Below are 23,557 nucleotides of genomic sequence, written 5' to 3'. Positions count from 1 at the left end.
TTTGGATAAATACTATTAACAATAGAAAACACAAATTCTGCAACAGGAGCCGCATTGCAATTCGGCTCTACAATTATAAAAAAATAGGAGCAGGCAACCCGCTCCTATTTTTATTTAGACTTATTGGAAGAATTTCATTTGCCTACCGAAATCATATTGGCAAACAACCTATATGCCCCGGGTACGCCTGCTGGTAACTCTCTGAAAAACGACAAACCTGTAAATACAAAATTACCCTTTCCATATCTGGCATATAGCACGCTTCCTTCCTCTTCTCTTTCGCCTGCATCATGCATTGTAAAGATAGTTTCATATTCCTTTGCCCATTTATCGGCAAAGTATAATCCTCTTTCCTGAATCCAGCCATCAAAATCTTTTGCTGTTATTTTATTAGGGGTATTCAACAAAGGGTGTGCAGGTTTCAGGAAGGTTACCTCTGCTGTTTCATCTGTTACTCGTCCGCGACCGATACCGAAATTGTATGGCCCCATTTCTTTTACTTTAGATACCCCGTAGAAGGCATTGGTTTGGTATTGCGTAACCACATTACCGCCATTTTTTACATAATCCATTAGTTTATCCTGAAAATACTTCAGATGCTCTTCTGTATTATAGGCACGTACCCCAACAATGATGGCATCATAGGCAGATAAATCCTTACCCAATTCAACCGGGGTAAGCATCGTTACCTGATATCCAATTTGTGCCAAAGCCGCAGGCACTTCATCACCGGCACCGGCAATGTATCCAATTTTTGTTCCTTTTTTCTTTAAATCAATTCTGATGGCCTTTGCCTCAGAAACCGGATACAAAGTAAGCGCAGGTATATGCTTGTAATCTATGGTAGCAATTCCGCGGTTATAAGTACCGCTGGCGGTTTTTACCACTGCTTTTAGGCTCACATCTGATGCCATGGCAGACGGGTAAACCTTAAAGCTCACTATCTTTTCTTCATACTTATCTTTCAATTCAAAATTAATGGCCGCAGGTTCAATTCTCCAGCCCGCCGGTGCTACCAGCGACACACTGCCTGACACACCCTTTTTACCGGCTTTTACGGTTACTTTAACATCTTTAGGCTGGTTATCAGCAAAGGCATACACCTTTTCGTCTATTGTGGCCATTACTTCCGGACGAACCTCAAAGTATCGATAAATTTCACCGATAGACGGTTCAACAAACTTATAGGTAAGAGGTGTCTGAAAATTAAATGCCTTACCATTAATGGTAAAGGTATAATCACAAACCAAATCAGCAGGTTTAATAGGCAGGCCCCTCAATAGCTGGTCTTTTACCTTATAAAAACCTTTTTCTTTTTCTTCCATTAACCAATATGGCTGTGTTATTGGTGTGCTTGCCGGAATCGTCAAATCAAAGTACTGATTAACCGGCTTATTATAAACCAGTTTCAGATTCATGGTTGAATCTTTTCCGGTACCTTTAAAGCTCACCTTATCTAAGGTAATGTTTACATCAGAGCGTGATATAACACTCAGATTCACCTTGATTTTATCACCACCCGCTACTGAATAATCAACCGGATTCGCCTCAAACCAAAGTCCGCTGCAAGCTAGAATCAAATCCTTTACTTCATTTTTTTTGTAGGTGGTCCAGACATTAACTTCAAGCCCGTCTATGGCATTGTAAATGTTTATCAGAGCAGGAACAGATGCCGACGGGTTTTCAGCTTTAAAATCAGCAAGCATCTGATTAACCATACCTTCCACTTTTTCGCCGCCTTTTACACGTTTCCAGGTCATGTCTATGCCATCAAACAAATCTTTCTGTGCGGGTTCTCCTACTTTATGCAAAGCATAGTCTGCACGCTCACCACGGGTTCTTGCAGAACCAAATCCCTGGCTTTTGTGCATACTGCGTGCTTCGGCAGCAATTTCAGTGTATGATTTACCCAGTAATGCATTATAATTACCCAGCTCTATTTTTATAAAATTGCCTTCTTCGGGTGTGTTGTTCTGGAAATTGGGCGAGAACGAGTTCCAAACCACCCGCTTTACCTGCCAGGGTTTCACATAAGTCAGTTGTTCAGGGAATCGCGCCGGGTCAGCAGCCGCTTTATAGGCTTCTTCTGATAACACGGCTGATGCCGAGTGATGCCCATGCCCGGCACGGGGGTCTGGCGGAAAACGATTTACCATTACATCAGGCTGAAAATTTCTGATTCTCCAAACCAAATCTGCCAGAATCTGTTCTTTGCCCCATGTTTTTAGGGCTTCATCGGTAGTTTTAGTAAAGCCAAAATCATTGGCACGGGTAAAATACTGCTCGCCGCCGTCAACACTTCTGGCGCCCAGCAGCTCATGAGTACGCAGATAACCTACGTATTCTCCCTGCTCCGAGCCTATCAGGTTTTGTCCGCCATCGCCACGGGTCATGGCAATATAGCCAGCGCGCACCATTTTCTCTTTTGAAAGCCAGGTAATAAAAAGTGTGTTTTCATCGTCCGGATGTGCAGCCACGTACAATACATTGCCCACTACATTGAGCCTTTTCATGGCTTGGATGATTTCACCGGTACTCAATTGTTTCGTTTGACCGAAACTAATCATTGTAAAAAGTGTAAAAAAGTAAATTAGGGTTTTCTTCATTGTAGTTAGATATTATAAAAATCAGGTTAAGATGGAAAAACAGAACTAATAAAAAGGTTGGAATATAAGCCGTATGAATCTGGTCAGAAAGTTAATAAAGATTTTTGTTTACCGAAATTAATTTAGGAATTGAACTTCATCAAAAATCAAATCACTAAAAACAAACCTGTTATAAATAGTCATTTTGTTTTATAAAGGCAAAATTCAAATCATCTTTGCGCTCCATTCGGCCGCATTACAAGCAATTTTTCTTACATCTCCAACCAAAAAATATGACGAATTGTCAGCCTCTGAAAAAACGGGTTATTTATAAGGTATTTTACTTTCAAAAAGCATAGTAAAATGCAAAAAAAACTTCCTTTAGTAACAAACAGACCACACGATACGGAATTTATCCACATTCAAAATACTGACCATCAATAACTTGCAAAAAATCGGTCATTTTTTCAAAATCGTGCGTTTTCTAATTCAAGTTCTTATTGTAAATTTGTAGACATTCTTAAAATAATACTTACTAAACTCAAAATAATTCATTTATGGATTCACAGATTGTCTACCTTGTTCCGGCTTTCGGAATAATCGGATTACTTTACACTGCTTGGCGATTCAGTTGGGTTTCTAACCAACCTGCCGGAGATGCCAACATGCAGAAGCTTTCAGGCTACATTGCCGACGGAGCCATTGCATTCTTAAAAGCAGAATGGAAAATCTTGGCATATTTTGCCATTCCTACGGCCATTATTCTGGCTTGGTTGGGCACAAACAAAGGCACTGCCGAATCCCCTATTCATTCCTCACCTATCATTGCTGTTGCATTCTTAATCGGAGCTATTTTTTCTGCCACCGCCGGTTATATAGGTATGAAAATTGCCACCAAAGCTAATGTTCGCACTGCTCAGGCAGCCCGTACTTCGCTGGCTAAAGCACTGCAGGTATCGTTCACCGGAGGTTCAGTAATGGGTATGGGTGTTGCCGGGCTTGCCGTTTTAGGTCTGGGCGGACTATTCATTGTGTTTTACAACATTTTTGCTCAAGGAGAAGACCTGACTTCTATCGGTATGAAAACCGCCATTGAAGTACTGGCAGGTTTCTCGCTTGGTGCCGAATCTATTGCTTTGTTTGCCCGAGTGGGTGGCGGTATATATACCAAAGCTGCCGACGTTGGCGCTGACCTTGTAGGTAAAGTTGAAGCGGGTATCCCTGAAGATGATGTGCGTAACCCGGCCACTATTGCCGACAACGTGGGTGATAACGTGGGTGACGTTGCCGGTATGGGCGCCGACCTTTTTGGTTCTTATGTGGCTACTATTTTGGCTACAATGGTTTTAGGGCAGGAAATTAACGTTACCGATAATTATGGTGGGTTCTCACCTGTTTTACTACCCATGCTGATTGCCGGTGTTGGTTTGTTGGCATCATTGGTTTCAACTTTCTTTGTGCGTATCAAAAACGATCAATCTTCAGTACAGAACGCACTTAACCTGGGCAACTGGGCGTCTATTATCATTACGCTGATAGCTTCTTATTTTCTGGTAACCAATATTTTACCTGCCAGCCTGAACCTTCGCGGTCATGAGTTTACGGCCATGGGTGTCTTCTGGGCTATTGTGGTTGGTTTGGTAGTAGGTGCTTTAATGTCTGTTATCACCGAGTATTACACGGCTATGGGTAAACGCCCGGTAATGTCTATCGTTCAGAAATCAGGTACAGGCCATGCTACTAATATTATTGGCGGTTTGGCTGTGGGTATGGAATCAACCGTATTACCCATCATCGTTCTGGCAGCCGGTATCATTTTCTCTTATCATTTTGCCGGCCTTTATGGCGTATCTATTGCCGCAGCCGGTATGATGGCCACAACAGCCATGCAATTAGCGATTGATGCTTTCGGCCCTATTGCCGATAACGCCGGTGGTATTGCTGAGATGTCTCAGTTGCCTCCGGAAGTACGCGAACGCACCGACAACCTCGATGCCGTTGGTAACACCACAGCAGCTACCGGAAAAGGCTTTGCCATTGCCTCAGCAGCGCTTACATCATTGGCATTGTTTGCTGCCTTTGTAGGTATTGCCGGAATTGACGCCATTGATATTTACAAAGCCCCGGTATTAGCCGGCTTGTTTATAGGCGGTATGATTCCTTTTATTTTTAGTGCCCTTTGTATTTCTGCGGTGGGTAAGGCCGCCATGGAAATGGTTAATGAGGTTCGCCGTCAGTTCCGTGAAATCCCCGGAATTATGGAATACAAAGCAGAACCTGAGTACGAAAAATGTGTCGCAATTTCTACACAAGCATCAATCAAACAAATGATTCTACCGGGCGCCATCGCTCTTATAGTGCCGGTTTTAGTGGGCTTCGGATTCAAAGATGTTTTTCCAGACACTTCATCGCCCGAAATTCTGGGTGGTTTGCTGGCTGGTGTAACGGTATCGGGTGTTTTAATGGGTATGTTCCAGTCTAACGCCGGTGGTGCATGGGACAACGCCAAGAAATCGTTCGAAAAAGGAGTGGTTATTGACGGTGAAACCTACTACAAAAAATCGGAGCCACACAAGGCTTCTGTAACCGGTGACACCGTGGGTGACCCTTTCAAAGATACCTCAGGCCCATCTATGAACATCCTTATTAAATTGATGTCAATCGTATCGTTGGTAATTGCTCCATACATTGCAGTGCCGGCCAAACATGCTGGTGTTCCTGAGAAAGCTCCGGTTGTAAAAGCTGTTTCAGCCCCTTCAAAGGCGGATGTAGCTAAAGCAGAAGCCGTTGCTTCATTGAAATAATTTAGAGCCTTTTCAGGCTTAAAATAAGCTATTTTAAAGCCCCGTTGATTGCTCAATGGGGCTTCTTTTTTATAATTAGTAGAGACGCATTGCATGCGTCTCTGATGGCATATATATTAGGTGAACCAGGTATGTAAAACTATGCTTTGCAAATCAAATTCTAAGATAAGACGCAAGCATTACGTCTCTACCAGATTCGTTAATTGGCACATTGTATAAAACAAAAATCCCGCAAAGCTCTCGCCTTACGGGACTTTATCAATTCAAAAATCACAGACAGCGGTAATCTGTTCAAGGGCTTAGTTTTTGCCAATTACTTCGTCTGTATTATAAGTTACAAATTGGGTTAAGACATCTTTAATCTTTTTGCGGTTTGTTGCTGAATCATTCTTTTCTTTTTCAATGGCTTCCAGATGCTCGCTTAACATTTTACTTCTTACAAATTGTTTCAATGTAAAAGTTTTGTGTTGGTCGAAAACTCCCTGCCATTCTGCACGAACATCAGCCCAGAAAGCGCCATGTTCAGCCCACCATTTTTTAGTTACTTCGCAGGCTTTATCATCAGCCAGTCGACGGTAGTCGTTCAAACCTTTTTCCTGTACTAAAACCAGGTCTTTGCCATCTTTTCTTAGTACTTTATCGTTATCCTGTTCGTGCAGATAGCCGTAATCTGTAACATAAATACGGTTACCTCTTTTCAGAACGTTGTAATCCTTTCTTTTGGTGTACTCGCGACGTGGGAGCGGCGCATCAACTTTGCTTTCCCAAAGGTGTTTGCCGTTTATGTGCGACCATTGTGCGAAACCCTCATAACGTGGGCCATCTTCTACTTCATATACTTTCTGCGACCAGCCTTTCTTTACCGTGTTTTTTTCAAGTGGCGTGTATTTCCAGGTGCTTTCTTTATAAAAACTGAATAAGGTTGGGTCTTCGTAGGTCCAGTCTTCTCGCCAGTGTTTCACCACCATGGTGTCGCCTATTGCCAGTAAGTGTTGGATAACAATCTTATCTTTTGACTCTTCCACCACAAATACATATTCGGTTCCTTTCGCATGGTACTGGCTGCTTAGCTTGTACTCTTTATTGGGGCTGAAAGTCTCTGCGTAATCAAATTTCACTTCATGGCATCCGCATTGTGCTTTGATAGCCGCTATGTCGGCCGATTTCTGGGCAAATGCGCCAAATCCTGCCAATAACAACATGAATGTTTTTTTCATATCTGTTTAAATTAAAATAGTTGATTTATAGTTAAAAAATGGATTTTTACTTCCTATTTGCGTTTTGCCAGACCTATGCAAAAGCGATTGAATTAATTACAGTTTGATTAATTGGTTTGTCTATGAAATGACCCGCCATTACATCATTGATAATTCATGATTAAAATCAACCAGTCACTTTGTTATTTAAGCTTTATAATTACATTTCTTAAAGCAAACGCATTTGCATCCGGCTTTTCTTAGGGCGCATTCTATTTCGTCTTCTTTTACCGCTTCATTATTGATGGTAAGAATATGATGAGCGCCGAAATCAATTCTGAATGAAGATACCCCCACTTTTTTCAGCTCATCGCTCAGGCTCTGCAATTCATCCGGATTCCTTATATTGGTTATAAATTTCATGGCAAAAGTGTGGTGTGGATTCAGTAGTCGGAGCCTATTTTACTTCAATGGTGGTTTCTGTATGATACCTGACCGACTCATAAGGTTTATCCTGATAAGTTCCGGGTGTTTTGTCAATCCATTCGGCTTCTATCAGATACACCCCTTTGGTGTTTGGCACAAATGAAGCCCTGCCTTTTTCGGTAGTTATTTTTACTTTGTCCCAACCGTCCGGGCTTATGATGGTCAACTTTGCTTTGTCGGCAGGTACATTGTTTTTAAAAGCGGTCAGGCTAATACCATTATCTGATTCGGTGGCAACAATATCAAAGTAATTGACCGATTTAGCCAGTACGGCACCTTTGCCCACTTTATAGTTGGTGCGCAGGTACTGCATGGGTCTTACAATGCCCAGGTTATGCTTGTGCCAGTCTTTCACTTCTCGGGTTTCGTTAATGCCCAGTATCTGGTAATTGCCCTCAGTTGCTGGTGTAAAGGTACCCTCCCAATGTGTTTCGGTTTGTTTGGTAGGTATGTCCTGGCGGTTTCCGGCTTCGTCAATCACAAAGAGTTTAATCTCATTCATTTTGTCGAGCGATTTACCCTTCATCCTACCCTGGTTTACATATTCGCCATAATAAATCTGTATTCTGGCCGGCTCACCTGGTTTGCCAGAACCTTTCACCTCTAACCAATAGCCATGTGCCTGCAACACATAGGGCATCAGAATAAAGGCTAATACTGCAAGTTTAATTTTCATAGAGTTATGATTTTATGTATTGGATTCAATTGAACATCGGCCATTATTACTGCTTTCAGAAATCAGGCATTCAGTACGGTTGCTTTGGTTTTAACCTGGCCTGCCGGTTTTGCATTCTTTTTTCTTCTACCCCACCAGATATACACACCTGTAATGGGCAGGCTGGCAGCTATAAGGCTGGCAAAAAATGCCAGAAGTTTACCTGAAAAACCAAACAATGCTCCCACGTGTATATCGTAGTTCATCCGGAAGATTTTATCTGCTGTCGATAAGTCTTTCAGGCGGCCAAAGGCATGTTCCACCGGTACCTCCTTCAAGGTATATTGGTCAAAATACCTGTAATCATGCTTCCAGTACACATCGGTATCGGTAGTGGTGGCAGTGGCAATGGTTGATTTCCCGGTTTCAGGCGGGTGTACCTCTATTGTAAGCGCTTCGGGGGTTTCAGCCCTTACTTTTTCATAAATGCGGTCTATCGCTGGTATAGAAGAGGCAAGGGGTTGAGAGGGCGACTCCGGCTCATAGTATTCAACCTGTGTTTTGCCTCCTGAAAGCGTATAATAATAGGCTTTAGAGAACCACTGGAAACCCCAAACAAGCCCGGTAATGGCAATAAAAATAACCACCCAGTTCATGTAGAAGCCCAGCACATTGTGCAGGTCGTAGTTGACCCTTCTCCATCGGGCATTCCATTTTACAGAGAACCTTTGTTTAGCCGCCGACTTGTTTTTAGGCCACCAAAGAATCAGCCCGCTGATCATCAGCACAACAAAAATCAGCGTGGCAGTGGCCACAACCGGCTGCCCGATTCGGTCAGGTAACCACAAATAGAAATGGCCGTCGAGAATGATACGGAAGAAATCTTCATCCATATTTTTCACTTTCAGCACTTCGCCAGTGTATGGGTTCAGGTAAGCCAGATAATAATAGGAAGGCTCGTAATGATAAATAGTGGCAATGGCCGCACGGCCGGGTCTTTCATAAGTGATACTATGAATTACTTTGTTGGGCACCGCCTTCTCTGTTACGGCCTTTAGCACAGATGGTTTCAATAAAGGTTTGTTCTGAACCTCAACATACCTGTAAGGTTGTATAAGGTCCTGAATTTCAACCTGAAAGGCATAAATGCAACCGGTTATACTTACCACAAACACCACCAGCCCGGAGCCAAGCCCGAGCCAGAGGTGTAGTTTACCTATTAATTTCTTAAAGGTCATACCTGATTAAAATTTGTAATTGATTGAAAGACGAAGGTTTCTTTTTGCTTCTGCCTGCCAGTAATAGAAGTCGCTGTAGGTATAATACGCACCCATATATAAGTAGGCATTGAGTATATTGTTTACATTAAGGGCCACAGCAAATTTGTTGGCCTGATAAGAAACGGCGCCATCCATTTTGAAATAGTTGGGCAAGCCTTGTTTGGATCCGTCAAACACATACCATGACGAACGACCTGTAATAAGCTGACCGCCAAGCGATACGCCAAATCCTTGCAGGCTACCCGCTGTAGATTTATAGCTCAACCAGGCATTTGCAATATTTTTAGACGAACCCGGCGTTTGTACGCCCACGTTTTTTTCCTGCGTGTCTTTGGTTACTTTGGCATCGGTGTAGGCATAGTTCAAAGTAAGGTCAAGACCATGAATCAACTGCCCGCGTAAGTCAAATTCAAATCCTTTTACTTGTGTCTGACCTAACTGCACCGAAAAGAATTGGTTGTTAGGGTCGGCTGTTAGTACATTGTTTTTGGTAATGTTATAGGCAGCTACTGACGTAGACCACAAACCACCCAGCCATTCGCGTTTCAAGCCAATTTCCTTGTTGTTTCCTGTAACAGGTTTAAAGCCTTTGCCTTGTGCGTCAGCGCCTGCCTGTGGAAGAAAAGCCTGATCAAATACTGCATAAGCGCTCGTATTTTTGTCGATAGAATAACTCAAACCAACTCGTGGAGTAAATTTCTCTGATTTCACAAAGCCAGAATATGGGTCACTATTTTGTGCGCTGGTGTATCTTCCGGCCAGGGTTAGTCTTAATTTATCTTCAAAGAACCTGATTTCGTCCTGTGCATAAATGGCCGCATACTGTTGAGCGTAATAAACTCCTCTCTGGCGTAGGCTCAGGCTTCTGTCATATTTAGGAAAGGCCGATGCCGGTACGTTTCCGTGAACAGGATTGTAAATATTAAAACCTTGCGGCCCTTTAAAGGTGCCTCCTTGCGACCAGTCATGATAGAAATCTTTCTGGCCCATGTCAAGACCTGCCAGAATCCGGTGGCCAACTACACCTGTTTTGGCGTCGCCGTTTACGAAGAACTGACCTACTTTTGTTATGCCCAGTACGTCCCAGACAGAGGCAGCTCTGATTAAAGTATCACCATTGGCCGAAAAACCAGTTGGCCATAACGACTGCCCAATCTGTTTGTAGGTCATGTATGCCAATTGGCCGGTCAGTTTCCAGTTGCTGTTCAGGCTATGTGCCAGCGTCAGGAAAAACGTATTATCGTTAATGTTCGATGGGTACATGTTCGGCTCTGCCGTAGTGGCATTAACGGGTAAATCGGCCATGCCTTTCTTAGAAAATGCGTAATTTGAACCAATTACCGACATCTGGTTAAACTGGTAGGTGTATTCGGCGGTTAATGAGGTGCTGGGCGTAAACTGAAACTTCAGAACCGGTGCTATTGATATACGGTTATTGAATTCAAAATCGCGGTGCGAGCCCTTCGTCTGCCCCATCAGGTTCAACCGGTAAAGGATTTTGCCGTTATCGGTCAATTTTCCGTCAAAATCTAATGTTGACCGATAGGTATTAAAGCTGCCTACTGTCATTGAGGCTTCTCCTTTGTTAATACCTGTTGGCTTTTTGGTAACTACATTATAAAAACCACTTGGTTCTCCATTGGCCAGCATAAAACCTGCCGGGCCTTTTACAAACTCAATGCGCTCTACCATGCTCATGTCTTCCACCAGCGGGCCCCAGGTAGACTGCACGTTCATACCATTTCTGAACGCCGCAATCTGCGAGCCTCTCATGTTTATCTGGGCGTAGGTATCCCAGTGTTCTACACGGGTTGCGCCACTCACATTGCGGGTTACGCCTTCCAGCATATCAAAAATCTGCTGGTCCTGAATCAACTGTTTGGTAATTACCTGTATGTTTTGCGGGATTTCAAGAAGAGGAGTTTTTAACCGAAGCGAAATAGAAGGATAATCTGATACATATTTACTAGGGTTGGCTGCCACTACTACTTCCTGCAGCTGGTTGGCGTTTATGTCCATCGTAAAATCAAGCGTAACGGTTTCGCCCGCTTTCATACTAAACTTTCTGGTTTCGGCTTTTAAGCCTATAAAACTAACCTGCGCTGTGTAATCGCCGGCCTTCACCTGGCTAATCTGGTAATTACCCAGGGTATCGGTAAGCGTGCCTTTGTTTGTTCCTTTTAAAATTACATTTACAAATTCTGCTGCTTTACCGTCGCTGGTAATCACTCTTCCTTTCACTGTTCCGTTCTGAGCCCATGCCCATGAACCGCACATTAGCATAAACACTGTAAAAACTGACTTCATTTTGTGGGGTGTTAGTTTACTCATTTATTTAAAAATGCTTTGTTTGATTTGATGACGCAAATGTATATCTTATTTAGACTAATTAAAAATAAATAGGTAAAATTATTTGGATTAATTCTAAATAAGCCTCAACTTTGTCTCAGGATAAGATTCAGGATTAAATCAGACCACTTATAAATGGCCAGCAACAGAGGAAAAATGAAAGATGTAAACTACGAGAAAGCTCTTGCCCGGTTTTTAATCTTTTTGGAGGAAAAAGGATTGCGAAAGACTGCCGAAAGGATGATGATGCTAGAGGAGATTTATTCAAGGAATGACCATTTTGACGCAGAAGACCTCTACAAAACAATGGTCGACAAAAAGCAATATGTAAGCCGGGCTACTATATATAATAACCTTGAAGTTTTACTGGAATGCGGGCTGATACGCAAAAACCAATTTGGCAACAATGTAACCAAATATGAAAAAGCGGCCAATTTCAGGCAGCACGATCACCTGATTTGCCTGGATTGCCAACAGGTGAAAGAATTCTGCGACCCCCGTTTACAGCAGATTCAGAAAATGATTGGCGAAATGATGCAATTTGAAATTACCCAACACGATTTGCTTTTGTATGGCCATTGTGAAAAACAAAATTGCGAAAACAAAAAGGCGCTTAATAACTGAAGCCAGCAAAAGCGCCTTTACTATGAAAAGCCATGAAAGAAAACTCAGAAATAACCAAAAACCACGCACCCCTGTTTCAGCAGGTTTCAGAGGTAATTGAATATGTGCATAATCAGCGGATTTTTCTGATTGGCCAACCATTGCTTAGCCAGTTGAAAGATTTAATAAACGGCTATGATAAAATTAACTACGCTGAAGTATTGAAAAAGAAGTTGACCCGATGAAAAATGGATAATCATAAACTCTTAATACTGGCCTCTTGCAGCTACGGATATGTAGGTAAATGCCCCTGCTGCCAAAAATACAACATGGTTTTTAATAATCAGTTGTTTGTTTTTCCGGAAGAAGACCTGAGGCAGTTCAGACGAATACTAGACGATGGTGATACCGTTTTTAATGCCGGAGATTTGTGCTGCAATGGCCGTAACATAGGTTTAAAAACACCTGTTAGTAATTTTTACCTGATGTTTACACCGCGCGAGTTTGAACAATTTAGAAATATGCTTGACGATGCCTTTGTGATGATAGAGGTAAACAAAGTATTACAATACTGAATGAATAAACCCATCAAGAATTTTATATTTAAGTCGTAAATAACTGTCGTAGTATGCAATCTTGCCACCATTTTGAGTGGCAAGATTTTTTTTGACCTATGTCAAAGTTTAAGAAAAATAAACCATGCAATTTTGCGTCATCAAATTATTCTTAAACAATTAAAACAAATGAAAAAGAAACATTTTAAGTATATTAACACATTGTTTGTGGTGATACCCATGACATTAATTATGGCTTTTGTAGGCCTGATGCGTAACTACGGCTTTGGTGAAGACTGGTTCTTTAAATTTCTGAAAGCCTGGAGCGTTATGCTACCTGTTGCTTATGCTGCTGCATTTCTTATTATTCCTAATGCACGCAAACTGGCAGAAAAACTGACCGTTAAAGATTGATTTTTATATATGTACGAACAGCTAAGCCAATATATCAAAAGTCAGATTGATGTAAGTGAAGATGAATTAAAAAGCATTCTTTATTGCTTCAAACCCTTACAACTTAGGAAAAATGAACCCTTGGTTACCCAGGGACAAACCAGCCAGCGGACCTTCTTCGTTGGCAAAGGTTGTTTACGTATATTTTTTATTAATGAAGACGGGCAGGAAGCCACCCGCTATTTTGCTTTTGAAAACCAGTTTGCCACCGCACTGGTAAGTTTTATAACCGAAGAGCCATCAGACGAGTTTATTGAAGCAGCCGAACCCACCGAACTTCTGTATATAACACATCAGGATTTCCATCAGCTACTTACAGTTGTACCTCAATGGGAAAAATTCTATAGAAATTATCTTGAAAAAGCGTATGTTAATAATACCCGCAGGTTGATGTCTTTTTTAACACAGGATGCTACTGAAAGATACCGCAGGCTGATGGCTGAAAACCCTTCGGTAGTAAGAAGGCTGCCTAACAAGCTGGTTGCCTCATACCTGAATGTATCTCAGGAAACACTGAGCCGCCTGAAATCTAAAATATAAATCATCAGCCCCCAAGCCGCCGTATCTAAACTTCAAAAAAATAACGGACCGTTGCCGGCCCGTTAAATATCTATTAGCGATTAGCTCAATCTTATTGCTGACGCAAAGAACGAGGAATGGTAATAACTGCCAAAGGATTGCTGGCGGCATCAAGGATTTTAACACCTTCAATTTCACCAATAGCACCTACTTTGATAGATTTACCTAAGTCAAGGTCTTTGATATCAACGTTTACGTAATCAGGAATATGTTTGGCTGGCCCTTGCAAACGTAGTTTTTGCATTTTCTGAACCAGTTTACCCCCTTTCTTTTGTCCTTCTGACGGACCGTGCAATTTGATAGGAACCGCTACCTTGATAATTTTATCAGGTGTAATTTCCAGGAAGTCAGCATGGATAATCTGGTCATTTACAGGATGGTATTGTGAATCCTGCAAGATACCTGTATATACTTTGCCTTCAATATTGATGGTTACTTCGTAAGCATCTGGAGTGAACAATAGGTCACGGAACAAATAAGCAGGCGCATAGAACGAAACCTGATCGGCACCACCGTAAAGAACACATGGAACCATACCTTGCGCGCGCAATTCCTGTGAAGCCTGGCGTCCGAGATTCGCTCTGTTATACCCTACAATCTCAGTTTTTTTCATTTTTGTAAAGTTTAAATAATGAATCGGGTTCTTGTCAGAAGCCCAGATTCTGTTGATAATTTATAAATAATGTGCTAATAGACCCGTTATCTCTGATACGCCCAATAGCCTTGCCGAATAGTTCAGCAACAGACAACACCTTGATTTTCTGGTTGTCGTAGCGCAATGGAATGGTATCAGTTACTACCAGTTCGGTAAGAGCCGAATTTGATATATTTTCGTTAGCTTTACCAGAAAGCACCGGGTGCGTACAGAAAGCACGAACCGACCTGGCACCTTTAGATAAAATAAGATCGGCAGCTTTGCAGATGGTTCCTCCGGTGTCAATCAGGTCATCAACCAGAATCACATCAGAGCCCTCCACATCACCAATCAGTTGCATAGAGGCTATTTCGTTTGCTTTTTTACGGTGCTTGTCGCAAATCACAATATCTGCATCAAAAAAAGAGGCAAACTTGCGGCAACGCGCCACCCCGCCTACGTCAGGAGATGCAAACTTGATATTTTCCAGATTCTGGGTTTTCAGGTAAGGCACAAAAACTGATGTACCCTCCAGGTGGTCAACCGGAATATCAAAAAAGCCCTGAATCTGGCCGGCGTGCAGGTCCATGGTCATTACCCTGTCTGCACCGGCAGCTGTAAGCATATTGGCAATCAGCTTGGCTGTTATGCCAACCCTTGGCTTATCTTTTCTGTCTTGTCTGGCATATCCAAAATAGGGTATAACTGCACAAACATAGTGGGCCGAGGCACGTCTGGCAGCATCAATCAGCATTAAGAGCTCCATGATATTATCTCCCGGAGGAAATGTCGACTGAACCAGAAACACATCACACCCTCTTACAGATTCATCAAAGCTTACCGAAATTTCGCTATCAGCAAAACGGTTGATGCTTACGCTTCCTAAATCTTTGCCATAATAATCGGCAACCCGACTGGCCAAATACCTTGATGACGTACCTGAAAAAATCTTAACTTCTGCCATTTGTTTACACTTCAAAAAAAGATTCGCAAAGGTACGCTTTTTACTTAAAAAATCACATACCTGTTTAGAATATTTTCAAATTTTGTATAGATTTGCATAATTCCCAAAATGCCTGTAGTGGGTGTGCACTCAGGTTGCTAAACACCAAAGCGAATGCAGTTGTCTTTATTGGATGAGGTTCCGGAACTAAACAAGGTTTTCTTTATAGATATCTTTGCCGAATCTTTTTTCGACATCAATAAAAGAAGAATGCGGCTGACCACCATTTTAGGCCAGCAGGTACCGCGCGACATAAAAATAAGTTGCCCTTCAAAACTGATTGGCACTTATCCGGAAGGTACAATTTTTAAACTTGATGCCCGGCTGGTACGTAAAGGGGCTGGTAAAAGACCTTATTTTGTGGCCATTAACCGCAGCCACCTGCAAAGGGCAATTGAGTTTTTTGATTATAACCTTAAAGTTCAGAACGGCTTTGACTACGTGTATCCGAAGCGGAAGCAAACCGCCAGGGCCATGCAGGCGCGTGTCTGAATTTTGCTTGACTAGCTACGCATGAATAGTTTGCTTCTCCAGACCAGCAAATAAAAATCTGCCTGAAACCGGGAAAAAGAATTATTTTCAACAGCGTTTTGAAAGGTAATTTACGTCTTGATAAAAAGCACCTGAATTTTCAAACGTAAATTTCCCATGACAACACAGACAGCAGAAATTTACTTTAAAACCTTAACCAGAAAAAAGCTATTGACCTCGAATAGTTTGATGGAGGTTGTCGAAAACTGCCTGAAAGGCAATGAAAAGGCCATGAAAATCTTCTATGAGCATTTTCATGGATTTGCATTATCTGCCTGCCTGAGTTATTGTGAAAACAGAGAAGATGCTTTGGAAATAATGAATGATGGATTTCTGAAAGTTTTCAGAAATCTGCACAAAATTGATAATATTGAGAGTATTAAGCCCTGGTTACGGCGTATAATGATTAACGGCGCCATAGATCATTACAGAAAAAATATAAATAAGCAATCGGCTGAGTTGTCTGAAAACATAGCTGAACAAAACTTCGGCGACGAATCAGTTTACGCCCGTCTTTCATCTGAAGATATCATGGCGGCCGTTCAGAGTTTACCATCCAATTACCGGATTGTTTTTAATTTGTATGCTATTGAAGGATACTCTCACAAAGAAATTGCAGAAATGTTAAAGATTGCAGAAAGTACATCCAGAGCCAATTTATCGTTGGCTAATGGGCTGCTTCGTCAAAAATTAACGAAAATATTGTAGTCATGTCAGAAGAAGAAAAATTTCATCGGATAATCAGGGAGAAGCTGGATAGCTTCCAGCCGGATTATTCGCCGGAAGACTGGAAGAAAATGCAACGCAAAATAAAGATTAGTTCTTTTCTTCGCTTTGCTATTCCCGGCGCTGTTCTTATGATGGCCGGTTTGGGTTTTTACCTTTACAATAACCATGAGGTAGAAATTATACAACAAATATCGTTAGAATCACCTTTTGTAAAGCCTGAAAACAAACCGGAAACGGTGGTTCAGCCAATGTCTAAAGACACTGAGGCAGCAGAAGAAACCGACCTGAAAAAGGTTAATCCGCCTGCTATTGCCAAAGAAATTGAGGCACCAGAAAAAAACGCTGAAAACTTTAAACCCGAAACTTTTTCGAACCTTCACATAAATAAGCTGGCCTCCAGGAAATTAACCACTACCGCACCCAAAATTCATCCTGATTTGCTCGACAAGGAAATCCGGTATCTGAACGCTTCTGCCATTTCAATGAGCGACAAAATACTTCGGGTGCGCCAGTTAGGTAAAACATACGAACTTACCTCTTACCAGGCACTGGACAGAAACATTGAAAAATGGAAAAATGTAGTGATTGTGTGCGACATGACGTCGAGCATGTTTCCGTACACCACTCAGGTATTTGACTGGATAACCGAAAATGCCGACAACACCAGTGTGAAAGGAGTGGTTTTCTTTACCGATTGCGACAGCTTGGGCAACCAGACCAAAGGCAAGCTGCCCGGTAAAATGTTTATGGTAAAAGAAAAGAATGAAATGCAGTTGTGGGATGCCATGTTTGCCGCCATAAGCAATACAGAAAACAATAACGACAAACCCGAGAACAACATTGAAGCTTTATTATATGCACAAAAACACTTTCCGGAAGCTGATGAGATTATCATGATTGCCGATAACAGCAGCCCCGTTAAAGACATGAAGCACTTATCGAAGGTTAAAAAGAAAACGCATATTATACTTTGCGGCGAAACCTATAAAAAAGACCTGGCGTTTCAGTCAGACTATGTTCAGATTGCCAAAAAGACCAATGGAAGTATTCATACCCTTGAAGATGACCTCAATAACCCCGACAACATCAAAGAAATGACGGTTATCAGGGTAGGTAAAATCTATTTTCAGTTTCAGAAAGGGAAATTCTATACTACAAAACTGATATTCAGGCCTTAGTTTTTTGCACTGTTTTCATTAGTATTTTGATTTTTGAGACCTTCCAATTCCATTACAGCACACATACGAGTGCTTCAAAATGGCATATTCTACATTATTTTTAATGGTAAGTTCTTCAGCTTGCAGAAACGCCCAAGCCCAGTCTGTAATCTAAAAATCCCCCTTCATTTCATTAGATTTACCATATCAGGTAACTGCTAACTTGTACCCCTTCAATAAGTATTTTATACTAAAGCGTAAGTTAACTACAAAAATGCGTTGAAAAAAAACAACTACTCTTGTTTAATAAATCAAAACCGTTACTTTTAGCAATAAAATGCAAATAAAGATTAAACCAATGCAACTAAGTGTTGTCAAAGTTTCGTCTTAAAAGAAAAAAAATAACATCATGACTGCAGACTTTAATAAACAATCGTTCAACACCATGAAAACAACAGCATTATTAAAAGACTCTAAGGGGAGAATCGTACAGAAACAAAATCTGGAAGCAGGCAACCAACAAGAGTTTGATGTTGAAAAGCTTAAAGATGGTATATACTTTGTTGAACTACAAACCGAAAGCGGTAAATCTATTGTTCATCAACTCTTTATCAATCATTAATATAAAAAAGAAAGGGGGCCTAAGCCCCTTTTTGGTTTATTTATAAATTTCTCTTCTGGCCGATAACAGCGTGTTGTACATCAGCGCGGCTACTGTCATAAGGCCCACGCCACCGGGTACAGGCGTAATGTAACTGCTCTTAGGCGCCACTTCGTCAAATTTCACATCTCCTTTCAGGGCAAAGCCACTTTTCTTGGTGGGGTCTACTACTCTGGTTAAGCCAACGTCTATTACCACAGCTCCTTCTTTCACCATATCGGCAGTAATAAATTCAGGTTTTCCTAATGCTGCAATCAGAATATCAGCCTGGCACGTGATTTCAGCCAGATTCGGCGTGCGGCTATGTACCAAAGAAACCGTACAGTTGCCAGGGTACGCATTGCGCTGCATCAGAATACTCATAGGCAAGCCTACTATCTGGCTGCGGCCTACTACCACACAGTGTTTACCGGCGGTTTCTATTTTATATCTTTTAATTAATTCCAATACCCCAAACGGTGTAGCAGAAATGTAGGCAGGCAACCCCTTGGCCATTCGGCCTATGTTGATAGGATGAAAACCGTCTACGTCTTTTCTGGGTTCTATGGCTTCAATTACTTTTTCAACATTTATCTGGGCAGGCAGCGGAAGCTGTACTATAAAGCCGTCAATATCTTCGTCGTCGTTCAGCTGTTGAATCACCTCCAGCAGCTCTTGTTCAGTAACACTTTCATCTCTTCTGATAAGAGTAGATTTAAACCCTATTTCTTCGCAAGACCTAATTTTACTGGCTACATAGGTTTCACTTGAACCATTGCTGCCAACTAATATGGCCGCCAGATGTGGGGTTTTACCACCTTCTGCCTTTAGTTTTTCAACTTCTTCTTTTAACTCCTGTTTTACCTGAGCCGAAATTAATTTTCCGTCTATAAGATTCATTGAACTGATTTTTAATGAGAATGCAAAGGTCTGTTAAATAGAACAAATTCAAAAATTAATCGTTGAAAATCTAATGAAGAGCCTACGCTAGCTTTTATTGCCTTTTTGGATATACTTAATCACTTTGTCCATATCAAATTCATCTTCTCCGCTCACACCCAGCATATCTTTCACATGGGCCGATGGCTTACCGTATTTCTGAAACGACCCCCAAATATGTTCAATAAACCAGGTAGGCTCATATCCCCATCGGGTATCCATAGCTTTTCTGATCAGGAAAGTGCGTTTAGAGATTTTAACAAAGATTTTCTTGTCGTATAGCGCATTGATAGAGTCGCTATGAAAAGCGAAGAGTCCTTCGGCTATTACTACATCAAATTTCTCTTTAAACTGCACCAGCACTTCTTCAAACAATGGGAAATCAATAGAATGAGGAGACTCCCAGTCTGTCCGGTTCTTTATCTTCGGAATCTGCGTTTCCGGAAACACAAAATCGTCCTGATGAAAAACAATTACTTTTTTGCCGTTTTTCCTGAAATGGGTTACCAGAAGATTGGCCAGCGTACTTTTACCGGAGCGGCTCACCCCGCCTATACCAATAAGCATGTGATTCTTTGATTATTTCGTAAAAATGTAAAATTCAGGCAATAAAATTAAATAAAAGTTTATTTTTGAATAAAATTCAAATCAATTACCTGACCTGATACAAATGGATAAAAACAAGCTTTCATTTTATGCCAGCTACATAGCTATTACATGCGGCGTACTCATTATTTCGCTCCGTTTTTTTACACCTACAGTTACTATTTCTAATTTGGTGATGGGTCTTGTTTTTATTACCGTTGGGCTCATCGGCCTCAGACGTTTCAGGCAATAACTGCCTTTTATTACCAAACTATTCAATAAATGCATCTTATGCGACTACATTTTATTAAAAGACTCATATTGTTCTCATTGTTCGTAACAGGCTCGTGCAGCCTTCAGGCACAACCTGCCTTTTATCTGAAACCTGCCCGGGTTTTTGATGGTGAAAAAATCTTTGAAAACTATGGTGTGTTAATAAAAAACAATAAAATAGAAAATGTTGGGTTACAGACAAACATTGAGAAAGACCTTGATAAAGACACCCGAATTATTGACCTGAAAAACTGTACACTTTTGCCAGGGCTCATTGAAGGCCACACACATATATTTCTTCATCCTTACAACGAAACCCCTTGGGACGACCAGGTTTTAAAAGAATCGCGCTCATACAGAACGGCCAGAGCTGTAACACATGCTGAAAAAACTTTAAAAGCGGGCTTTACTACTGCCCGGGATTTGGGTACTGAGGGTGCCGAATTTGACGATGTTGGTTTAAAAAGGGCAATCAATGAAAACATTATACCGGGGCCAAGATTACTGATTGCCACCAAAGCGCTGGTAGCCACCGGAAGCTATGCGCCCAAAGGGTTTGCTTCTGAAATTACTTTACCACAAGGAGCCGAAGAGGCTGACGGCCATGATGATTTGATAAAGAAAGTAAGAAACCAGATTGGCAAAGGCGCCGATTTAATTAAAATATATGCCGACTACAGATGGGGCCTGAGAGGTGAAGCAGCACCTACTTTTACGGTTGACGAAATTAAGCTGATTGTAGCTACAGCCCGAAGTGCAGGCAGACCAACAGTTGCGCATGCCTCAACACCGGAAGGAATGCGAAGAGCCATTGAAGCCGGTGTAGAAACCATTGAGCATGGCGACAACGGCACGCCTGAAATATGGAAACTGATGGTAGAAAAAAACGTGTACTTATGCCCTACCCTTGCAGCCGGTGACGCAATTTTGCAATACAGAGGCTGGAAAAAGGGCATTGAACCTGACCCGGAGCGTATTAAGCAGAAAAAACAGACTTTTAAAGAGATTATAAAGTCAGGCGTAAAAATTTGTATGGGAGGCGATGTAGGCGTTTTTGCACATGGAGACAACGCCCGGGAAATGCTAATGATGGTTGAATATGGTATGCAGCCTTTAGATGTGTTGAAATCAGCAACCAGTATTAATGCCGATGCTTTTCATATTGAAAAACAGGTAGGTAGAATTAAGCCCGGTTTACTGGCCGATATTTTGGTAGTAGAAGGCAACCCTGCACAAAACATACAAGCCATCAGAAATATAAAACTGGTAATGAAAGACGGAAAAATTATTGAATAGCCACTATAACAACCGCAATACGGCTATTCCGGAATGTTTTTTAATCCGGTTCAGGTAATCTGTTAAAGGCTCTGCCGAAATCATTACCTTTTTCATTTCCTGCGATGCATGCAGCAAATGTATTCTGCCATTTTTACGGATAGCAAAGCCCTCATGGTTAAAATCTAACCCTTCTATATTTGATGTAATGGCAATGATGTCTCCGTCTTCAATCTGGCTCTCCATCTTTTTTACATCAGCCTTGGGTATATAATAAAAACCATAACCGTTTAATTCAGATTCGTATCTGGTAACCTCTGCAAAGGTCTCCTGTTTCTGCAAATGCGGATACAAGCTGCGGTGCGTGGTCATGAAATTAATCAACTTGTCAGAAGGCACCCCACCCATCAATTCGGTCATGTCTTGTGCAATCTTGTTTTGCTCTGCTCTTACTGCCCATTCTTTAAAATAATGCAGCCTTGAGGCATAGCCTTCAATGTTGCCACTGCGGTAGCGAAGTTTTTTAAGATATGACAAAAAAACTGAGAAATCTGAAATAGGAGAATGCCTGGTAATAGCCAGAGCCGATACCGTTTCTACGAAAGTCCAGCAATCAAAATCTTTCAGTGTACACACCAGTTGTTCATTTGCTGCGGCATCCAGCATTCCGGCCTTATAAGGCTGGCCGATAAAAGATTGCGCTATTGTAATGGCTGTTTTTGCAGTGGTTTCGCTTTTGGGCAAATCCATTATTTGTTTAAAAATTTTTTCATCTGCGCTCTGGGCACGCAAACAAACCGGCACAAAAACCAGCAGTATAAAAACTAATATTTTTGATGAATTCAATTTTTGAAACATACAATAGGGATAATCGTTTGAGACACAAAGATAACAAAACCAGATTAGTTATTCATTAAATGCTCAATTTCATCAATAGTTATCGGTATGCCGTCCATCAGGTCAATATTTCCATGCGCGGTAATTAAAATATCATTTTCCAGCCTGATACCCAGTTTTTCTTCGGGTATATAGATGCCCGGCTCGCAGGTAAAAACCATACCGGGTTTAAATGTTTCATAACGGCTGCCCACGTCATGCACATCCAGACCCAGATGATGCGAAATACCATGCGGAAAATACTTGCGGTATAGTGGTGCCTCGGGGTCTTGCTTTGCTACTTCGTGGCGTTTTAATAAACCCAGTTCTATGAGTTCGTATTCAACTATTTTACCAGTTTCTTTTCTTAATTTATCGATCGTATTACCACTCACAATCATTTCACGGGCGGCATACAAAATTCTCAGTACGGCCTGATACACCGCTTTCTGCCGCTCGCTGAACCTGCCATTTACGGGCAGGCAGCGGGTAATATCTGCATTATAATTAGCATATTCTGCCCCAAAATCAAGCAGAACCAGGTCACCGTCTTTGCATCGTTCATTGTTGGTTACATAGTGCAACACACAGGCATTGGCGCCTGATGCAATAATGGGTTGAAAGGCATGGCCACGAGAGCGATTCATTAAAAACTCGTGCGTCAGCTCGGCTTCCAGTTCAAATTCATACACATCAGGTTTCAGAAACTTAGCCATCCGGCGTAAGCCTCCGGCAGAAATACCAATGGCTTTTTTTAACAAATCTATTTCAGCGGCTTGTTTAACAACCCTGAACCGGCGCATTAACGGGGCAAGCCTTTCTAATTGGTGTAGCGGAAACTGTAACTTAAAATCGTTCACAAACCGCCGCTCTCTTGTCTGAAACTTCCAGTCGGCTCCATCATGCTCATTCAGATTCAGATATACCTGCTCGGCCTCAAAAACCAGCTTGCGCAGTAAGGGTTCAAAACTGTTTACCCACACCACTTTCTTTATTCCAGATATATCGGTAGCCTGTTCTTTACTCAGTTTTTCGCCTTCCCATATTTTTATATGCTCGCTGGTTTCCCTTATCAGTAATATTTCTCTGAAATTTTCGTCCGGAAAATCCGGAAACAAAATCAGAATACTTTCTTCCTGGTCTATACCTGTTAAATAAAACAAATCGTTGTTTTGTCTGAACCCCAGAGTACCGTCAGCATTGCTCGGAATGACATCGTTCGACAGAACAATGGCCATCGATTTGGGTTTTAATAAACCCTTGAGCCTTGCCCGGTTAGATGAAAAGAGAGTGGAATCAATTGGTTCGTAACGCATAAAGGGAATAAATTATGGGTAGTTTTAACTACAAGACGAATATTTTCAATTAAAT

Annotated in this window: 23 protein-coding genes; 11 read left to right on the top strand and 12 right to left on the bottom strand. The window is 41.6% G+C overall.

The features are described 5' to 3' along the window. Nucleotides 1-134: 134 nt before the first annotated feature. On the bottom strand, nucleotides 135-2,606 hold the full coding sequence (locus NZ848_RS17175; RefSeq protein WP_259016535.1) for a PIG-L family deacetylase: 2,472 nt from the start codon (nucleotides 2,604-2,606) through the stop codon (nucleotides 135-137). Nucleotides 2,607-3,142: 536 nt separating this feature from the next. Between NZ848_RS17175 and NZ848_RS17170 the strand changes: the two genes are divergently transcribed. Then, nucleotides 3,143-5,389, top strand: coding sequence for a sodium-translocating pyrophosphatase (locus NZ848_RS17170; RefSeq protein ID WP_253535306.1), 2,247 nt, complete (start codon nucleotides 3,143-3,145; stop codon nucleotides 5,387-5,389). Between the two features lie 299 nt (nucleotides 5,390-5,688). Here NZ848_RS17170 and NZ848_RS17165 read toward each other — a convergent pair whose 3' ends face one another. From NZ848_RS17165 to NZ848_RS17145, 5 genes are all read right to left on the bottom strand, one after another. Then, nucleotides 5,689-6,606, bottom strand: a complete 918-nt coding sequence (locus tag NZ848_RS17165; protein ID WP_259016534.1) for a DUF6607 family protein — start codon at nucleotides 6,604-6,606, stop codon at nucleotides 5,689-5,691. 186 nt (nucleotides 6,607-6,792) lie between these two features. Beyond that, nucleotides 6,793-7,008 carry a hypothetical protein gene (locus NZ848_RS17160; RefSeq protein ID WP_253535304.1) on the bottom strand — a complete coding sequence of 72 codons (216 nt, stop codon included), beginning with the start codon at nucleotides 7,006-7,008 and terminating at the stop codon, nucleotides 6,793-6,795. A gap of 34 nt (nucleotides 7,009-7,042) precedes the next feature. Then, nucleotides 7,043-7,747 (bottom strand): DUF4198 domain-containing protein, encoded by a 705-nt coding sequence (locus NZ848_RS17155; protein ID WP_259016533.1) that lies wholly within the window; start codon nucleotides 7,745-7,747, stop codon nucleotides 7,043-7,045. Nucleotides 7,748-7,809: 62 nt separating this feature from the next. Continuing rightward, complete coding sequence (locus NZ848_RS17150; RefSeq protein WP_259016532.1) at nucleotides 7,810-8,964, bottom strand: PepSY-associated TM helix domain-containing protein; 1,155 nt, start codon at nucleotides 8,962-8,964, stop codon at nucleotides 7,810-7,812. Nucleotides 8,965-8,970: 6 nt separating this feature from the next. After that, nucleotides 8,971-11,337: a TonB-dependent receptor gene (locus NZ848_RS17145; protein WP_259016531.1), complete on the bottom strand. Its 2,367-nt coding sequence runs from the start codon at nucleotides 11,335-11,337 to the stop codon at nucleotides 8,971-8,973. Nucleotides 11,338-11,490: 153 nt separating this feature from the next. Between NZ848_RS17145 and NZ848_RS17140 the strand changes: the two genes are divergently transcribed. From NZ848_RS17140 to NZ848_RS17120, 5 genes are all read left to right on the top strand, one after another. Then, nucleotides 11,491-11,979, top strand: a complete 489-nt coding sequence (locus NZ848_RS17140; protein ID WP_253535296.1) for a Fur family transcriptional regulator — start codon at nucleotides 11,491-11,493, stop codon at nucleotides 11,977-11,979. A gap of 32 nt (nucleotides 11,980-12,011) precedes the next feature. Then, a complete protein-coding gene (locus tag NZ848_RS17135; RefSeq protein WP_259016530.1) occupies nucleotides 12,012-12,203 on the top strand; it encodes a hypothetical protein in 192 nt (63 codons plus the stop codon). Between the two features lie 3 nt (nucleotides 12,204-12,206). Then, on the top strand, nucleotides 12,207-12,533 hold the full coding sequence (locus NZ848_RS17130) for a DUF6686 family protein (protein WP_253535293.1): 327 nt from the start codon (nucleotides 12,207-12,209) through the stop codon (nucleotides 12,531-12,533). Between the two features lie 168 nt (nucleotides 12,534-12,701). Next, complete coding sequence (locus tag NZ848_RS17125; RefSeq protein WP_253535291.1) at nucleotides 12,702-12,926, top strand: DUF2798 domain-containing protein; 225 nt, start codon at nucleotides 12,702-12,704, stop codon at nucleotides 12,924-12,926. A 9-nt stretch (nucleotides 12,927-12,935) separates the two neighbouring features. Next, entirely contained in the window at nucleotides 12,936-13,505 is a 570-nt protein-coding gene (locus tag NZ848_RS17120) for a Crp/Fnr family transcriptional regulator (protein WP_259016529.1), read from the top strand. Nucleotides 13,506-13,596: 91 nt separating this feature from the next. Here the strand turns inward: NZ848_RS17120 and NZ848_RS17115 are convergent, their stop codons facing one another. After that, the gene (locus tag NZ848_RS17115; RefSeq protein ID WP_253535287.1) at nucleotides 13,597-14,157 is read right to left on the bottom strand and encodes a 50S ribosomal protein L25; all 561 of its coding nucleotides are present in this window, start codon (nucleotides 14,155-14,157) and stop codon (nucleotides 13,597-13,599) included. A 34-nt stretch (nucleotides 14,158-14,191) separates the two neighbouring features. Then, nucleotides 14,192-15,142, bottom strand: a complete 951-nt coding sequence (locus NZ848_RS17110; RefSeq protein ID WP_259016528.1) for a ribose-phosphate pyrophosphokinase — start codon at nucleotides 15,140-15,142, stop codon at nucleotides 14,192-14,194. A 153-nt stretch (nucleotides 15,143-15,295) separates the two neighbouring features. Here NZ848_RS17110 and NZ848_RS17105 point away from each other — a divergent pair, with 153 nt between their 5' ends. The 4 genes from NZ848_RS17105 (at nucleotide 15,296) to NZ848_RS17090 (ending at nucleotide 18,220) form a co-directional block, all read left to right on the top strand. Continuing rightward, nucleotides 15,296-15,673 (top strand): hypothetical protein, encoded by a 378-nt coding sequence (locus NZ848_RS17105; protein WP_259016527.1) that lies wholly within the window; start codon nucleotides 15,296-15,298, stop codon nucleotides 15,671-15,673. Nucleotides 15,674-15,829: 156 nt separating this feature from the next. Further along, complete coding sequence (locus NZ848_RS17100; protein WP_101727062.1) at nucleotides 15,830-16,420, top strand: RNA polymerase sigma factor; 591 nt, start codon at nucleotides 15,830-15,832, stop codon at nucleotides 16,418-16,420. A gap of 2 nt (nucleotides 16,421-16,422) precedes the next feature. Then, nucleotides 16,423-17,619 carry a hypothetical protein gene (locus NZ848_RS17095; RefSeq protein WP_259016526.1) on the top strand — a complete coding sequence of 399 codons (1,197 nt, stop codon included), beginning with the start codon at nucleotides 16,423-16,425 and terminating at the stop codon, nucleotides 17,617-17,619. 388 nt (nucleotides 17,620-18,007) lie between these two features. Continuing rightward, a complete protein-coding gene (locus tag NZ848_RS17090; protein ID WP_259016525.1) occupies nucleotides 18,008-18,220 on the top strand; it encodes a T9SS type A sorting domain-containing protein in 213 nt (70 codons plus the stop codon). Between the two features lie 36 nt (nucleotides 18,221-18,256). On the opposite strand, the gene NZ848_RS17085 is transcribed toward NZ848_RS17090, so the two are convergent. Continuing rightward, complete coding sequence (locus tag NZ848_RS17085) at nucleotides 18,257-19,138, bottom strand: bifunctional 5,10-methylenetetrahydrofolate dehydrogenase/5,10-methenyltetrahydrofolate cyclohydrolase (protein ID WP_259016524.1); 882 nt, start codon at nucleotides 19,136-19,138, stop codon at nucleotides 18,257-18,259. A gap of 87 nt (nucleotides 19,139-19,225) precedes the next feature. After that, on the bottom strand, nucleotides 19,226-19,744 hold the full coding sequence (locus tag NZ848_RS17080; protein WP_253535274.1) for a uridine kinase family protein: 519 nt from the start codon (nucleotides 19,742-19,744) through the stop codon (nucleotides 19,226-19,228). Nucleotides 19,745-20,053: 309 nt separating this feature from the next. On the opposite strand from NZ848_RS17080, the gene NZ848_RS17075 reads away from it, so the two are divergent. Beyond that, the gene (locus NZ848_RS17075; RefSeq protein WP_259016522.1) at nucleotides 20,054-21,331 is read left to right on the top strand and encodes a metal-dependent hydrolase family protein; all 1,278 of its coding nucleotides are present in this window, start codon (nucleotides 20,054-20,056) and stop codon (nucleotides 21,329-21,331) included. A gap of 3 nt (nucleotides 21,332-21,334) precedes the next feature. Here the strand turns inward: NZ848_RS17075 and NZ848_RS17070 are convergent, their stop codons facing one another. Together NZ848_RS17070 and NZ848_RS17065 are read right to left on the bottom strand one after the other, a co-directional pair. Beyond that, the gene (locus NZ848_RS17070; protein WP_259016521.1) at nucleotides 21,335-22,060 is read right to left on the bottom strand and encodes a DUF1460 domain-containing protein; all 726 of its coding nucleotides are present in this window, start codon (nucleotides 22,058-22,060) and stop codon (nucleotides 21,335-21,337) included. Nucleotides 22,061-22,212: 152 nt separating this feature from the next. Then, nucleotides 22,213-23,502: an aminopeptidase P N-terminal domain-containing protein gene (locus tag NZ848_RS17065; RefSeq protein ID WP_259016520.1), complete on the bottom strand. Its 1,290-nt coding sequence runs from the start codon at nucleotides 23,500-23,502 to the stop codon at nucleotides 22,213-22,215. Between the last annotated feature and the right edge of the window lie 55 nt (nucleotides 23,503-23,557).

The sequence above is a fragment of the Emticicia fluvialis genome, from assembly GCF_024793945.1.
Classification (GTDB): Bacteria; Bacteroidota; Bacteroidia; order Cytophagales; family Spirosomataceae; genus Emticicia; species Emticicia fluvialis.
Note: the sequence above shows the minus strand (reverse complement) of the source record. Positions and strands in the feature narration are given on the sequence as shown.

Excerpts from the sequence above, each read along its gene's own strand:
- NZ848_RS17175 (WP_259016535.1), bottom strand. The coding sequence starts at position 2,606 with ATGAAGAAAACCCTAATTTACTTTTTTACACTTTTTACAATGATTAGT.
- NZ848_RS17170 (WP_253535306.1), top strand. The coding sequence starts at position 3,143 with ATGGATTCACAGATTGTCTACCTTGTTCCGGCTTTCGGAATAATCGGA.
- NZ848_RS17165 (WP_259016534.1), bottom strand. The coding sequence starts at position 6,606 with ATGAAAAAAACATTCATGTTGTTATTGGCAGGATTTGGCGCATTTGCC.
- NZ848_RS17160 (WP_253535304.1), bottom strand. The coding sequence starts at position 7,008 with ATGAAATTTATAACCAATATAAGGAATCCGGATGAATTGCAGAGCCTG.
- NZ848_RS17155 (WP_259016533.1), bottom strand. The coding sequence starts at position 7,747 with ATGAAAATTAAACTTGCAGTATTAGCCTTTATTCTGATGCCCTATGTG.
- NZ848_RS17150 (WP_259016532.1), bottom strand. The coding sequence starts at position 8,964 with ATGACCTTTAAGAAATTAATAGGTAAACTACACCTCTGGCTCGGGCTT.
- NZ848_RS17145 (WP_259016531.1), bottom strand. The coding sequence starts at position 11,337 with ATGAGTAAACTAACACCCCACAAAATGAAGTCAGTTTTTACAGTGTTT.
- NZ848_RS17140 (WP_253535296.1), top strand. The coding sequence starts at position 11,491 with ATGGCCAGCAACAGAGGAAAAATGAAAGATGTAAACTACGAGAAAGCT.
- NZ848_RS17135 (WP_259016530.1), top strand. The coding sequence starts at position 12,012 with ATGAAAGAAAACTCAGAAATAACCAAAAACCACGCACCCCTGTTTCAG.
- NZ848_RS17130 (WP_253535293.1), top strand. The coding sequence starts at position 12,207 with ATGGATAATCATAAACTCTTAATACTGGCCTCTTGCAGCTACGGATAT.
- NZ848_RS17125 (WP_253535291.1), top strand. The coding sequence starts at position 12,702 with ATGAAAAAGAAACATTTTAAGTATATTAACACATTGTTTGTGGTGATA.
- NZ848_RS17120 (WP_259016529.1), top strand. The coding sequence starts at position 12,936 with ATGTACGAACAGCTAAGCCAATATATCAAAAGTCAGATTGATGTAAGT.
- NZ848_RS17115 (WP_253535287.1), bottom strand. The coding sequence starts at position 14,157 with ATGAAAAAAACTGAGATTGTAGGGTATAACAGAGCGAATCTCGGACGC.
- NZ848_RS17110 (WP_259016528.1), bottom strand. The coding sequence starts at position 15,142 with ATGGCAGAAGTTAAGATTTTTTCAGGTACGTCATCAAGGTATTTGGCC.
- NZ848_RS17105 (WP_259016527.1), top strand. The coding sequence starts at position 15,296 with ATGCAGTTGTCTTTATTGGATGAGGTTCCGGAACTAAACAAGGTTTTC.
- NZ848_RS17100 (WP_101727062.1), top strand. The coding sequence starts at position 15,830 with ATGACAACACAGACAGCAGAAATTTACTTTAAAACCTTAACCAGAAAA.
- NZ848_RS17095 (WP_259016526.1), top strand. The coding sequence starts at position 16,423 with ATGTCAGAAGAAGAAAAATTTCATCGGATAATCAGGGAGAAGCTGGAT.
- NZ848_RS17090 (WP_259016525.1), top strand. The coding sequence starts at position 18,008 with ATGACTGCAGACTTTAATAAACAATCGTTCAACACCATGAAAACAACA.
- NZ848_RS17085 (WP_259016524.1), bottom strand. The coding sequence starts at position 19,138 with ATGAATCTTATAGACGGAAAATTAATTTCGGCTCAGGTAAAACAGGAG.
- NZ848_RS17080 (WP_253535274.1), bottom strand. The coding sequence starts at position 19,744 with ATGCTTATTGGTATAGGCGGGGTGAGCCGCTCCGGTAAAAGTACGCTG.
- NZ848_RS17075 (WP_259016522.1), top strand. The coding sequence starts at position 20,054 with ATGCGACTACATTTTATTAAAAGACTCATATTGTTCTCATTGTTCGTA.
- NZ848_RS17070 (WP_259016521.1), bottom strand. The coding sequence starts at position 22,060 with ATGGATTTGCCCAAAAGCGAAACCACTGCAAAAACAGCCATTACAATA.
- NZ848_RS17065 (WP_259016520.1), bottom strand. The coding sequence starts at position 23,502 with ATGCGTTACGAACCAATTGATTCCACTCTCTTTTCATCTAACCGGGCA.